This window comes from Pedobacter psychrophilus (genome assembly GCF_001652725.1).
Taxonomy (GTDB): domain Bacteria; phylum Bacteroidota; class Bacteroidia; order Sphingobacteriales; family Sphingobacteriaceae; genus Pseudopedobacter; species Pseudopedobacter psychrophilus.
Window position 1 is genome coordinate 173,363 of record NZ_LWHJ01000030.1, and the last position, 14,284, is coordinate 187,646.

The 14,284-nt window shown below is 34.7% G+C and carries 11 protein-coding genes; 5 read left to right on the forward strand and 6 right to left on the reverse strand.

Annotated features, from left to right (window positions below):
* Positions 1-16 precede the first annotated feature (16 nt).
* From A5893_RS14495 to A5893_RS14515, 5 genes are all read right to left on the reverse strand, one after another.
* The gene (locus tag A5893_RS14495; protein ID WP_068823305.1) at positions 17-754 is read right to left on the reverse strand and encodes a tyrosine-protein phosphatase; all 738 of its coding nucleotides are present in this window, start codon (positions 752-754) and stop codon (positions 17-19) included.
* On the reverse strand, positions 755-1,807 hold the full coding sequence (gene rfbB / locus A5893_RS14500) for a dTDP-glucose 4,6-dehydratase (RefSeq protein WP_068823306.1): 1,053 nt from the start codon (positions 1,805-1,807) through the stop codon (positions 755-757). It lies immediately after the preceding gene.
* Positions 1,808-1,898: 91 nt separating this feature from the next.
* Positions 1,899-2,927 carry a UDP-glucose 4-epimerase GalE gene (gene galE, locus A5893_RS14505; RefSeq protein WP_068823307.1) on the reverse strand — a complete coding sequence of 343 codons (1,029 nt, stop codon included), beginning with the start codon at positions 2,925-2,927 and terminating at the stop codon, positions 1,899-1,901.
* Positions 2,927-3,919, reverse strand: coding sequence for a UDP-glucuronic acid decarboxylase family protein (locus A5893_RS14510; protein WP_068823308.1), 993 nt, complete (start codon positions 3,917-3,919; stop codon positions 2,927-2,929). The genes galE and A5893_RS14510 overlap by 1 nt, the downstream gene beginning before the upstream one ends.
* Before the next feature lie 19 nt (positions 3,920-3,938).
* Positions 3,939-5,249, reverse strand: a complete 1,311-nt coding sequence (locus A5893_RS14515) for a UDP-glucose dehydrogenase family protein (RefSeq protein ID WP_068823309.1) — start codon at positions 5,247-5,249, stop codon at positions 3,939-3,941.
* Between the two features lie 64 nt (positions 5,250-5,313).
* Between A5893_RS14515 and A5893_RS14520 the strand changes: the two genes are divergently transcribed.
* Positions 5,314-6,555 (forward strand): 3-deoxy-D-manno-octulosonic acid transferase, encoded by a 1,242-nt coding sequence (locus A5893_RS14520; RefSeq protein ID WP_068823310.1) that lies wholly within the window; start codon positions 5,314-5,316, stop codon positions 6,553-6,555.
* A gap of 134 nt (positions 6,556-6,689) precedes the next feature.
* On the opposite strand, the gene A5893_RS14525 is transcribed toward A5893_RS14520, so the two are convergent.
* Positions 6,690-8,159, reverse strand: a complete 1,470-nt coding sequence (locus tag A5893_RS14525; protein ID WP_232456869.1) for an ABC transporter substrate-binding protein — start codon at positions 8,157-8,159, stop codon at positions 6,690-6,692.
* Positions 8,160-8,369: 210 nt separating this feature from the next.
* Between A5893_RS14525 and A5893_RS14530 the strand changes: the two genes are divergently transcribed.
* From A5893_RS14530 to infB, 4 genes are all read left to right on the forward strand, one after another.
* Positions 8,370-9,296, forward strand: a complete 927-nt coding sequence (locus A5893_RS14530; protein WP_068823444.1) for a cobalamin-binding protein — start codon at positions 8,370-8,372, stop codon at positions 9,294-9,296.
* Between the two features lie 117 nt (positions 9,297-9,413).
* Entirely contained in the window at positions 9,414-9,878 is a 465-nt protein-coding gene (gene rimP / locus A5893_RS14535; protein ID WP_068823311.1) for a ribosome assembly cofactor RimP, read from the forward strand.
* Positions 9,879-9,908: 30 nt separating this feature from the next.
* Complete coding sequence (gene nusA, locus A5893_RS14540; protein ID WP_068823312.1) at positions 9,909-11,144, forward strand: transcription termination factor NusA; 1,236 nt, start codon at positions 9,909-9,911, stop codon at positions 11,142-11,144.
* A gap of 62 nt (positions 11,145-11,206) precedes the next feature.
* Positions 11,207-14,248: a translation initiation factor IF-2 gene (gene infB / locus A5893_RS14545; RefSeq protein WP_068823313.1), complete on the forward strand. Its 3,042-nt coding sequence runs from the start codon at positions 11,207-11,209 to the stop codon at positions 14,246-14,248.
* Positions 14,249-14,284 lie beyond the last annotated feature (36 nt).

Below are 14,284 nucleotides of genomic sequence, written 5' to 3' on the forward strand. Positions count from 1 at the left end.
AATATAAAATTAAAAATTAAACCAACATCACATTCTGTAAAGCACTTTCTTCAAACAAAGTTTTTAATGAAGGAGTAAATAAAGACTGGTGCAAAGCATCTGCATGTCTGAGGTGATGCATATCTGAACCTATAAAATCAATCATCATATTATCTACCAATTCTTCAGCAATTTTTTGAGTTTGCTTACCATAATAACCAGATAATGAAATCGTATTTAATTGAAAATAGCAGCCGTATTCTTTAATTTTATAATAATTTTCTATCGAACCTAAATAAAGATAACGCTCTGGATGTGCCAATATCGGCTTTAAGCCTTTATCAGTTAATTTTTGGATAATGTCTTTAATATTGTTTGGATAGTTGATGTATGAAAGCTCGAAAAGGATATAATCTTTACCCATAGTCATCAGATTTCCTTTATTGATTTTAGTTTCAAAGGTTTCATCTAAATAATACTCGGCTGCAGCTTCAATTGGCATATAAATGTTTTGCTTTACTAACTCTTCTCGCAATTCATCTAATGCTTTATTGATGGTGTCCGGCGTATTACGATAATAATCAGCCATAATATGAGGCGTGGCAATCAGCTTTTTAAAACCAAGTTCTTGGAATCGCTTTACCATCATGATGGACTCCTTGACAGTTGGAGCGCCATCATCAATGCCGGGAAGAATATGCGAGTGCATATCAATCCCAATATCGCTGAAATTAAATTCTGGTGTGTTTTTCTTTGGTTTAAAAAGACCGAACATTTATCTGTTTTGGTATTGCTCCTCGTAATAATGTTGATAATTACCAGAAGTAACGTTATTTAGCCAGGTTTCGTTTGCTAAATACCAATCGACTGTTTTTTCTAAACCTTCTTCAAATTGTAAACTTGGTTCCCATCCCAATTCGTTTTTCAGTTTTTTAGCGTCGATTGCATAACGTAAATCGTGGCCAGCTCTATCGGTAACGTAGGTAATTAGTTTTTCTGATGTTCCTTCTTCACGATTTAATTTTTTATCCATCACTTTACACAATGTTCTGATTAAATCGATATTAGTCCATTCGTTATGTCCTCCAATATTATATGTTTCTCCAGATTTTGCTTTATGGAAAATCACATCAATTGCCCTTGCATGATCTTCTACCCAAAGCCAATCTCTAATATTTTCTCCTTTTCCGTAAATAGGTATGGCTTTATTTTGTTTGATATTATGGATAGAAAGGGGAATTAATTTCTCTGGAAAGTGAAAAGAACCATAATTGTTTGAACAGTTAGAAATCACACAATCCATTCCGTAAGTATCATAATACGCCCTTACAAAATGATCAGAGCTTGCTTTTGATGCAGAATATGGAGAATGTGGATCGTAAGAAGTTTCTTCGGTAAACATTTCTGTTCCTTCCCCTAAAGTTCCGTAAACTTCATCTGTAGAAACATGATAAAAACGTTTTTTATCATAGTCACCTTTCCATGATGTTTTTGCAGCGTTCAACAGATTGCAAGTTCCCACCACGTTAGTCATTACAAATTCTATTGGATTAGAAATTGAACGATCTACGTGAGATTCGGCAGCTAAATGTATAACCGCATCAAAATTTTCTTTATCAAATAAATTTTGGATAAAAGCAGCATCAACAATATCGCCCTTTACAAATTTGTAGTTTGCAGATTTCTCTACATCCAATAAATTCTCCAAATTTCCCGCATAGGTCAGTTTATCCAAGTTTACGATTTCATAATTTGGATAGGTGTTCACAAAACGCCTTACAACGTGTGAACCAATAAATCCGGCTCCGCCGGTGATGAGTATTTTCATTTGATAAGATTTGAGTATTGAGAATTGAGTATTGAGTTAGCTAACCAGATTATAAAGTCGCATATCTCAATACTCATATCTCAAATCTATTTTAAAAAGGATTCTTAGCTATATATTTTTCCCATTCCCATGCAGATTTCATCATATCATCTACATTTAATTCTGTTTTCCAGCCTAAAGCTTCTGATGATTTAGTGACATCTCCATAAACTTTTTCAATATCGCCAACTCTGCGTGGACCAATTTTGTATTTTAGTTTTTCGCCTGTCGATTTTTCAAAAGCATTGATAATTTCTAGAACTGTGGTTCCTTTTCCAGTTCCGATATTGAAAACCTCATAATTATCTTCAGACTTCCCTGCTTCCATACGTTTGATAGCTGCAACGTGTGCTTTAGCTAAATCAACAACATGAATGTAATCTCTTACACAACTCCCGTCAGCAGTATCATAATCATCACCAAAAACAGTAATTTGTTCTCTTTTTCCGATGGCTGTTTGGGTAACAAAAGGAATTAAATTTTGTGGAACACCAATTGGTAATTCACCAATTAAAGCTGTTGCATGTGCTCCAACCGGATTGAAATATCTTAGCGCAACAATGTTATAGTTTTTATTTACAGATGCAGTTTCTGCTAAAATTTCCTCAGCAATTTGTTTTGTATTCCCGTAAGGAGATTCTGCTTTTTTAACTGGTGCAGCTTCTGTTACTGGCAAAACATCGGGCTGACCGTAAACAGTACAACTTGATGAGAAAACAAAGTTTATAGGTGTATCTTTATATTGAGAAAGCAGGTTAATTAAAGAAAAAAAGTTGTTTCTGTAGTATTCTAAAGGTTTTTGAACCGATTCTCCAACAGCTTTAAAAGCCGCAAAATGGATAATTCCTTTGATATCTGAATTTGATTTGATGAAAGCCGTAACTTTAGCTTCGTCACATAAATCAAACTGATGAAATTCTGGCTTGTAACCGATTATTTTTTCTATTTGATCTAATATTTTGATTGATGAATTAGATAAATCATCAACAATTACTGGAGTATAACCTGCATTATAAAGTTCTACAACGGTATGCGAACCTATAAATCCTGTTCCTCCTGTTACTAAAATCTTTGTTCCCATTATTTATTATAATTCGTAAAGTCTTTGTGATCGATTTTATCCAATTGCTCTTGAGTTAGGGTCTTAAAATATTCGTAAGTGATTTTTAAACCTTCTGCCCTGTTCACTTTTGGTTCCCAGTTTAATAACGCTCTTGCCTTAGTAATATCTGGCTGACGTTGTCTTGGGTCATCTTGAGGAAGTGGTTTATAAATTACTTTTTGGTTTGTTCCAGTCAATTTAATAATCTCTTCTGCAAACTGACCAATGGTAATTTCATCTGGGTTTCCTATGTTAACTGGTTGCGCATAATCAGACATTAACAACCTGTAAATTCCTTCTACCAAATCATCAACATAACAGAAAGAACGGGTTTGTGTTCCATCTCCAAAAACCGTTAAATCTTCTCCACGTAGAGCCTGACCTACAAATGCCGGTAAAACACGTCCATCATTTAATCGCATTCTTGGCCCGTAAGTATTAAAAATTCTTACAATTCTGGTTTCAACACCATGAAAAGTATGATAAGCCATTGTGATAGCTTCTTGGAAACGTTTCGCTTCATCATACACACCACGAGGGCCAACAGGGTTTACATTTCCCCAATATTCTTCTGGTTGAGGATTTACAGCTGGATCTCCATAAACTTCTGAAGTAGAAGCAATGATCAATCTCGCATTTTTAACTCGGGCTAAACCCAAAAGATTATGAATTCCCAAAGAACCAACTTTTAAAGTCTGGATCGGAATTTTTAAATAATCTATAGGACTTGCAGGTGAAGCAAAGTGTAAGATATAATCCAATTCTCCAGCTACATGTACAAATTTTGAAACATCATGATGATGAAATTCAAAATCTTCTAGCGGAAAAAGATGTTCGATATTGGCTAAATCGCCAGTAATCAAATTATCCATCGCAATTACATAATAGCCCTCTTTTATAAACCTATCGCACAAATGCGAACCTAAAAAACCTGCCGCACCAGTAATTAAAACTCTTTTTTTAACGCTCATTTTTATGTTTTTATGCTTCTTAATTTACTGTTGCCCTGCCAATACTATTATAATAATATCCTAAATCAATCATTTTATGAAGATCGTAAAGGTTTCTTCCATCAAAAATTACTTTTGAAGCCATTTTTTCTTCCATTTGCTTAAAATCCGGATTTCTAAATGCTTGCCATTCTGTTGCGATAATTAAAGCATCGGCACCTTCTAAAGCTTCATAAGCATTATCGGCGAAGGCCAAAATATCACCTTTCATTTTTCTTACATTTTCCATTCCCTCTGGATCGTAAGCAACAATCTCAGCCCCTGCTTTCGTCAATTCGTCAATTATGTACAAAGCTGGTGCTTCTCGGATATCGTCGGTTTCTGGCTTAAATGCCAAACCCCAAAGTGCAAATTTCTTTCCCTTAACATCGTTGTTGTAATATTTCATCATCTTCTCAACGATCTTTAGTTTTTGGCTCTGATTTACTTCCATTACCGCATCCAAGATCTTGAAATCATAATCATATTCTTTTGATGATAAAGCCAAAGCTTGAACATCTTTTGGGAAGCAACTACCACCATAACCAATGCCTGGAAATAAGAATCGCTTTCCAATTCTATCATCGGCACCAACGCCTCTTCGCACCATATCAACATCAGCACCTACCAATTCGCAAAGGTTGGCAACCTCGTTCATGAAAGTGATTTTTGTTGCCAAAAATGAATTAGCAGCATATTTTGTTAATTCAGAAGAACGTTCGTCCATAAAAATAACTGGATTTCCAGAACGAACATACGGAGCGTAAAGTTCTTCCATCAATTTTTTAGCCCTATCACTTCTTGTTCCTACCACCACTCTATCTGGCTTCATAAAATCATCAACTGCAACACCTTCTCTTAAAAACTCAGGGTTAGAAACCACATCAACTTCTACCAAAGTATTTTCTTCAAAAGCGGCTCTAACTTTATCTGCAGTACCAACCGGAACTGTGGATTTGGTAACGATAACTTTATAATCTGTAATCAGATTTGCAATATCTTTTGCAGCGCCCAAAACATAGCTCAAGTCCGCTTTTCCGTCTCCCCCCGGAGGAGTTGGCAATGCTAAAAATATGATGACAGCATCTTTTATGGCTTCAGCTAAATCTGTTGTGAACTTGATACGACCTTGTTCTATATTTCTATGGAAAAGAATATCAAGGCCTGGTTCGTAGATGGGAAGCTCCCCATTCTTCATCTTATTTACTTTTTCCTCAACTATATCTACACAGGTTACATTGTTTCCGGTTTCAGCTAAACAAGTTCCGGTCACTAAACCAACATATCCTGTCCCGATTACTGCTATATTCATATTTTTATTGCTGTATTTTCTTAAATTTCTTTAAACTTGACGAAGTTAATAATTCGAGAGATAAATGCCTATATTTTATAACATTGGGATTAAGTTTTATTATTTTTTAGTATGGATAGTTTCTTTTTTTAATAGAAAAGCAAAACTTTGGATTGATGGGAGAATGAATTGGCGTTCAAAATTTAACCCTAATCATTTGCATAAAAACATTTGGTTTCACTTTGCTTCTTTAGGAGAATTTGAACAGGGAAAGCCACTTTTACAAGCGGTTAGAAAAAGATTTCCTGATAAAAAAATTGTAATTACCTTTTTCTCTCCTTCCGGATATGAGGTTAGAAAAAACTCTCTTTTGGGAGATTATATCCTTTATCTTCCTTTAGATACTGCAAAAAATGCTCAAGATTTTCTAAATATTTTTAAGCCTGAAATTGCGGTTTTTAACAAGTACGAGTTCTGGAATTATTTTTTTAAGGAGTTAAAAAAACAGCAAATCCCACTATATATTACTTCTGCAATCTTTAGGAAAGAGCAATTGTTTTTTAAGCCTTACGGCGATTTTTATCGCTCTATCTTAAAATGTGTCACCCATTTTTTTGTTCAAAATCAAACCTCAGCAGATTTATTAAATGGAATTGGTTTAAATAATTTTACCATTAGTGGTGATACCCGTTTTGATAGCGTAGCAGATTTGGCTCAAACTAGAAAGGATTTCCCCATAATCGAAAACTTTAAAGACAATCAAAAAATTTTTATCGGTGGAAGCACATGGCTTGAGGATGAAAAACTAATTGCCCAATACATTTTATCACCACCAAAAGGTTGGAAATTTATTATAGCTCCACATGAAATATCAGAAACAAACATCAAAAGTTTACAGCATCTTTTAAATAATGAAGTAATTCGATATTCTGAAATTAACGAGGCATCATCCATAAAAGATGCTAAATTTTTAATAATTGATAATATCGGGATGCTTTCTTCTTTATATGCTTATGCAGATGTTGCATATATTGGTGGAGGTTTTGGAGCAGGAATTCATAATACTTTAGAGGCAGCTGCTTATGGATTACCAGTGATTTTTGGGCCTAGATATCGAAAATTTAAAGAGGCAATTGATTTGGTTTCTTTAAAAGGAGGATTTACAATTAGCAATCAAGAAGAGTTAAATGAGGTTTTAAATAAATTAATTTCTAATGAAGACTTTAGAAAACAATCTGGAGAAATCGCAAAGATTTATGTGGATCAAAATATTGGAGCTACTCAGATGATTATGGATGAAGTTTTTGGGAAATTGTCTGGATCTTGATTAACAGGATTTTAGGATTATCTTGATTCCTATTTTAAGAAGAAAAAATTCAAATAGCAAACAATCCTTTTTATCCTTTAATCAAGAAAATCAAGATTCCGACAAAGAGATTAGCGATTATTAGTGGCAAAACTTTACTGCTTTTTCACATACTTCAACACCAATAAATTTTGAGCATTATGACCCAAACCACTAATATTATTTTGAAAAAGATTGACCGATTGATCGTAAAATAAAACCACAACTGGTGCTTCATCCATCACCAATTGATCCATTTTTTGATACAGTTTAAAACGGTCTTTATCATTCTTTATATAATTAAGTTCCTCATACATTCTATCAAATCGTGGATTGTTAAAGCTGGTATAATTGGGGCCAATTGGAACATAATTTTTAGAATAAAACATAGAAAGATAGATCTCCCCATCCGCATAATCGGCAATCCAACTTCCTCTAAAAAAATTGGTTTCTCTTTTGGCAATTGTTTCCCGTAAAGAAGCGCTTTGGTTTACTTCAATTTTAGAACTTATACCTACATTATTAAGCTCACCCTGTATAAATTCAATTAAATCTTTATATGTTGTGGTAGTGCTTAAAGTCAATTCCTTCATTCCAATCCCATTCGGGAATCCTGCTTCTTTTAATAATTGCCTCGCTTTTTCAGGATTATAATCATAACCTTTTACAGCTTTTGCATCAAAACCAGGCATTCCTGCAGGGATAAATCCAGCCGTTCCTGGAATTCCTATACTATTTCTTAAATATTTAACTAAGCGTTCTTTATTGATAGCATAATTAATAGCCTGGCGTACTTTTTTATATTTAGTTGGGGAGTTTTTTACGATAGCTAAACTGCTATCCACTAACATTCCCAAATATTCTGTATTCAAATAAGGACCTTTAACCAATTGAAATTTGCCTTTATACCGCGAAGTCATATTACCACTTTTGGTTAAAATATCATCGCGATAGCTGCCATCAATGCTATTAAAATAATCTAAATCCTTTTTCAAGAATTCCATAAAGGCAGTTTGTTTATCAGGGATGAAAGTGGCTTTTACAGCATCTAAATATGGTAATCTAATTCCCTTGCTGTCTTTTTCAAAATAATTCTCATATTTTAACAACACTAAAACTTCGCTTTCTTTCCAATATTTAAATTTAAATGGACCAGTACCAATTGGATGCGTCCTAAATTCTTTGCCATATTTATCGGCAACCTCATGTGGTACAACCGAACAATATTGTGCAGATAACATCGATAAAAAAGGAGGGAAAGGTTTATTTAATTTGATGATAAAAGTTGAATCGTTTGAGGCAATAAAATCATCTTTTCCATTCACTTTGTCATTAAAAATCCAAGCTCCTGAAGAGGTCATTTTAGGGTCAATTATTCTTGAAAAAGAATATTTGAAATCTGAAGCAACTGCCTTTCTTCCTTTACCGTTTTTAAAAATATCATCATCATGAAAGAAAACATCATCTCTTAAATGAAATGTGTAAGTTTTACCATCCTCAGATATTTCCCAACTTTTTGCAACACTGGGTTTAATATTTAAGCTATCATCAATTTGTACCAAACTGCTAAAAATTTGGTTACACATCCATAAAACGTTTTGGTTACGGGCAAAGCTGGATCTAATGATGTTAATCCTTGGTCCAAATTGATATTGAAAACCGTTTTATTACTTTTTTTTTCATCGGATTTACATCCAAATAAAAAGAATAAACTCATTACAAAAAGCAGATAGAGATAAATGGGTTTTAAACGCTTCACAAAAATCAAATATTTATATTTGGCAAAATACCCAAAAATGCAAAACAAAAGAATCATTTCCTTATTACCTGCTGCTACTGAAATTATTTGCGCATTAGGTTTACAAGAAAATTTAGTCGGTAGGTCGCATGAATGTGATTATCCAAAAGAAATACAAAACCTCTCAATTTGTTCTGATGCTAAATTTATTTCGGGAAATGATAGTGCAAAAATAGATGCTCAGGTAAAAGTAATATTGACGGATGCACTGTCGATTTATAAAATCGACAAAGAGTTAATCACTTCATTAAAACCAGATTTTATCATCACCCAAAACCAATGCGAAGTCTGTGCAGTTTCAGAAAAAGATGTAGAATTTGCATTAAGTGATTTAGTAAATTCCGATGTTAAATTAATCTCACTTCAGCCAAATACGCTTGATGACATTTTAAGGGAAATAAAAGAAGTTGCTATTCAATTAGATGTGGAAGAAAAAGGAAACGAGTTAGTTGAAGAGTTAGAGGAGAGAATTGATATCGTAAAACATAAATTAAAATTTTTTCCTGATCAGCCAAAAGTGGCAATAATAGAATGGCTTTCGCCGATTATGGTTGCTGGCAATTGGATTCCAGAATTGGTAGAAATTGCTGGTGGGAAATCCATATTAGCAGAAAATGGAAAACACTCGCCATTTGTAGAATGGCAACAAATTTATGATGAAAACCCAACTATAATAATTGTCGCACCTTGCGGATTTACCATTAACAGAACTTTACAAGAGATAGATTTATTATTAAACCAACCAGGCTGGAGAGATTTAGATGCTGTAAAAAATAATCGAGTTTACATTGCCGATGGTAATGCCTATTTTAACAGAAGCGGACCACGAATTATAGATACTATTGAAATGTTGGCCGAAATGATTACGCCAAAATATTTTGCTTTTGGTTATGAAGGCGAAGGATGGATAAAGTTTGAAAGTTAATCTCATATTTGATTCACCATCAAATTTGTATCTCAAAATAATTTTACTACATTTGCATTGATTCGAAAGAGGGGGCACATTGTCCCCTCTTTCTATTTAACAAAAAATCAAATTTAAATGAGTGTCGAGAAAAGAATAAGGGAATTAATAGCCGAAAAACTGGCCGATCGTCCTGATCTTTTTGTGGTAGAAATTAAGATAGTCAACAATAAAAATGTAACTATTTTATTAGATGGAGATAATGGTGTAGGCATTCATGATTGTGCTTTGGTGAGTCGTCATGTAGGTTTTCATTTAGAAGAAGAGAACTTAATTGATAATGCATACACCTTAGAAGTGGGTTCGCCAGGTTTGGATACCCCGCTAACTTTAGATAGGCAGTTTCAAAAAAATATAGGCAGACTTTTAGAAATTAAACTGAAAGAAGGAAAACAAACTGAAGGGAAATTGCTTGCCGCAGATGAAAATAGCCTCACCATTATGGAGGTGGTAAAAGAAAAAGGCAAAAAAAGTAAAGAAGCAGAAAAAAATATTAATAAAGATGAGATTACCGAAGTAAAAGTTGGGGTCTCTTTTAAATAACAAGAAGATTTATAATAGCAATGATAGCAAATGGAAAGCATTAATTTAATCGATTCGTTTCAAGAGTTTAAGGACTTCAAGAATATTGACAGACCAACGGTAATAAGTGTTTTGGAAGAAGTTTTCCGAAGTATGTTACGAAAGCGTTTTGGTACTGATGAGAATTGCGATGTAATTGTAAATCCAGATAATGGAGATTTAGAGATTTGGAGAACAAGAACTGTAATGGAAGATGGTTTTTCTGAAGATGATGATTTGGAAATTGAATTGGCAGAAGTACAAAAAATTGATGCTGATTTAGAAGTTGGTGATGATTTCATTGAACAGATTACTTTAGAAAGTTTTGGTAGAAGAGCAATTTTAGCTGCCCGCCAAACCTTGGTTTCTAAAATCTTAGAATTAGAGAAAGACGAAATCTTCAAAAACTATAAAGATAGAGTTGGAGAAATTGTATCCGGAGAGGTTTATCAAGTTTGGAAAAAAGAAACTTTGGTAATTGACGACGAAGGAAACGAATTAATCCTACCTAAAACAGAACAAATACCTGCAGATTATTTCAAAAAAGGAGATACGGTTAGAGCAGTTGTTGATAAGGTAGAAATGCTGAACAGCAACCCGAAAATCATTATTTCCAGAACTGCACCAGCATTTTTACAACGTTTGTTTGAATTAGAAGTTCCAGAGATTTTTGATGGATTAATTACCATTAAGAAAATTGTTAGAGAGCCAGGAGAAAGAGCAAAAGTTGCGGTAGAATCTTATGATGATAGGATTGACCCTGTTGGAGCTTGTGTGGGAATGAAAGGTTCAAGAATACATGGTATTGTAAGAGAATTAAGAAATGAAAATATTGATGTGATCAACTTCACAAATAATATCTCATTATATATCCAAAGAGCACTTTCACCAGCAAAAATCACTTCTATTAAATTAGATGATGAAACCATGAGAGCTGCCGTTTATTTAAAACCAGACCAGGTTTCTTTAGCCATTGGTAGAGGTGGACATAACATAAAATTGGCTGGAAAATTGACCGGATACGAAATTGACGTTTATCGTGAATCATCAGAAGAAGAAGAGGATGTAGATTTAGAAGAATTCTCTGATGAAATTGATGGATGGATCATTGATGAATTTAAGAAAATAGGTTTAGATACTGCAAAAAGTGTGATAGCTTTATCTGCTGCTGATTTGGTAAAACGTACAGATTTAGAAGTAGAGACTATTGAAGAAGTGCTTGGAATTTTACGTTCTGAGTTTGAATAGCTTTTTGTTTTGTAGTAATAAACGTACTTTTGTGTAATAATAGCTTAGAAAGAAAAGATTAAATGTCAGAAGACAAAAATTTAGGAATATTAAAAGTTGCAAAAGAACTGAACATTGGTTTAGGTACCATCGCTGAGTTTTTAAATGGCCAAGGCTTTAAAGTAGAAGCAAGGCCAAATACTAAGCTATCTGGCGATATGTACAATGCTCTTTTGAAAGAATACCAGGGAGATAAAATCCTCAGGGAAGAAGCAAAAAGCATTGTTATAGGAAAAATACGTCGTGATGATGTTAGCAATGCTGTAGAAACACCAACCTCACCTCCTAAAAGAGAAGAGGAAGCTGAAGAAATTTTAATAAAAAATACGGGCTACACTCCGCCTGTATTACCTGAGGTTAAAAAAGAAGAACCAAAACAAGAAATTGTAAAGGAAGATACTTCATCAAACCCGGGAGTTAAAATAGTAGGTAAAATTGATTTAGATAGCCTAAATTCTAAAACACGTCCTGATAAAAAATCTTTTAAAGAACAAGCTCAAGAACCTAAAGCAGCGGTAAAACCAGAAGTTAAGGAAGAACCGAAACAAGAGGTAGTTGAAGAAAAACCGGTTGTAGAAGAAAAGCCTAAACAGGAAGAAACTATAAAAGCAGAAACTCCAAAGGTAGAAGAAACTCCAAAAACGGAAGCTCCAAAACCAGAAAAAGAGGTTGTTGTAGAAAGTAAAAAAGAAGAAGCAGCCCCAATAAAAGAACAAAAAACAGAGGAAGTAAAACCTGCTGTAGAAAATAATATAGCTCCTCCTGCTGCTGCAGAGGAAGAAGATGAAGTAATAAGAGCAAAAGCGAAGCAATTAACAGGTCCAAAAGTTATTGGCCGAATAGAACTTCCGGTTGATAGAAAAAAAGACCAGCCAGTTGCTTCTTCATCTAACCCAAATACAGCAGATAACAAACGAAAAAGAAAACGCAAACCTACACCAGGTGGTGGCGCACCAGGAGCCGGCGGCGGCAATCGTCCACAAGGACAAGGACAAGGTCAAACCGGAACTCCAGCTCAAAGTGGCGGAGGTTATCAAGGAAATAGACCAAATACTGGAGGTGGCGCAGGTCAAGGGCAGAGTAACAGACCTGTAGTTCCGGGAGCAAGACCTCCACATAGAAGAGGACAACCAGTTCCACCAAAAGCAGAACCAACTGAAAAAGAAATACAAGACCAAATTAAAGCAACGCTTGCTAGATTAAGTGGTGCTGGTAAATCTGGTAAATTTGCACAACGTTCTAAATTACGTCGTCAAAAACGTGATGATGTTGCCGCTACAGCTGAGGAAAGATTAGCTGCAGAGGAAATGGATTCTAAAGTATTGAAGACAACAGAGTTTGTTACTGCAAACGAGTTGGCTACAATGATGGATGTAACTGTTACTGAAATTATCGCAACCTGTATGAGTTTAGGTTTATTCGTATCCATTAATCAAAGACTGGATGCAGAAACTTTAACTATCGTTGCAGATGAATTTGGTTACGAAATACAATTTGTTGGTGCAGAAGAAGAAGAAATAAATCTTGAAGAAGCAGATGCAGAAGGTTCATTAATATCAAGATCTCCAATTGTTACCGTAATGGGTCACGTAGATCATGGTAAAACATCTTTACTTGATTTTATCCGTAAAGCAAACGTAATTTCTGGAGAAGCCGGAGGTATTACACAGCATATTGGTGCTTACGAAGTAAAAGTTGATGAAGATAAAAGCATCACTTTCTTAGATACACCGGGTCACGAAGCCTTTACGGCGATGAGAGCCCGTGGTGCTAAAGTAACCGACGTTGCAATTATCGTAATTGCTGCGGATGATACCGTGATGCCACAAACTACAGAAGCAATTAACCACGCATTGGCCGCTAATTTGCCAATGGTTTTTGCCTTCAACAAAATGGATAAGCCAGGAGCAAATCCTGATAAGATACGTGAGCAATTATCTGCAATGAATATTCTGGTAGAAGAGTGGGGTGGTAAATACCAAACCCAGGAAATCTCTGCCAAATCTGGGATGAACATTGATAAATTGTTAGAAAAAGTATCCTTAGAAGCAGAATTATTAGAATTAAAAGCAAATCCAAATAAAAGAGCAGTAGGTACTGTAATTGAGGCTCAATTAGATAAAGGAAGAGGCTATGTGGCTACCGTATTGGTAGAAGCAGGTACTTTAAGAATTGGTGATCCTATTCTTGCAGGTTCATATAGTGGTAGGGTAAAAGCACTTTACAATGAAAGAGGAGCAAGGGTAGACGAAGTTGGTCCATCACAACCAGTACAAGTTTTAGGTTTTGCCGGAGCGCCACAAGCGGGTGATCGTTTTAACGGAGTAGAAAGCGAACCAGAAGCAAGGGATATTGCAAACAAACGTTTACAGTTACAACGCGAACAAGGTTTACGTACTCAAAAACACATCACACTTGATGAAATTGGTCGTCGTCTAGCGATTGGTAACTTTAAAGAATTGAACATCATTATTAAAGGTGATGTGGATGGTTCTGTAGAAGCATTATCAGATTCATTACAAAAACTATCTACTGAGCAAATTCAGGTTAAGATTGTTCATAAAGCGGTTGGTCCGATCTCAGAATCTGATGTTTTATTAGCAACAGCTTCTGATGCAATTATTATTGGTTTCCAGGTGAGACCAAGTGCAGGAGCAAGGAAATTAGCAGAACAAGAAGAAATTGATGTAAGGTTATATTCTATCATTTACAAAGCTATCGATGAGATTAAAGCAGCGATGGAAGGTATGTTGGCTCCAGAATTTGAAGAGAAAATTGTTGCTAACGTTGAGATTAGAGAGACCTTCAAAATTACTAAAGTGGGTACCATTGCAGGTTGTATGGTGTTAGACGGAACCATTCATAGAAACAGTAAAATCAGGATTATCCGTGAGGGAGTTGTGGTTTATACTGGAGAGCTGGAATCTTTAAAACGTTTCAAAGACGATGTGAAAGAAGTGGCGAGAGGTTATGAATGTGGTTTAAACATCAAAGGTTATAATGATATCCAGGTAAATGATATTGTTGAAGCTTACGAACAAGTAGAGATAAAAAGGAAGTTGTAAATTTTTTTTAAAAATAAGTGAAGCCGTTCAATTTTA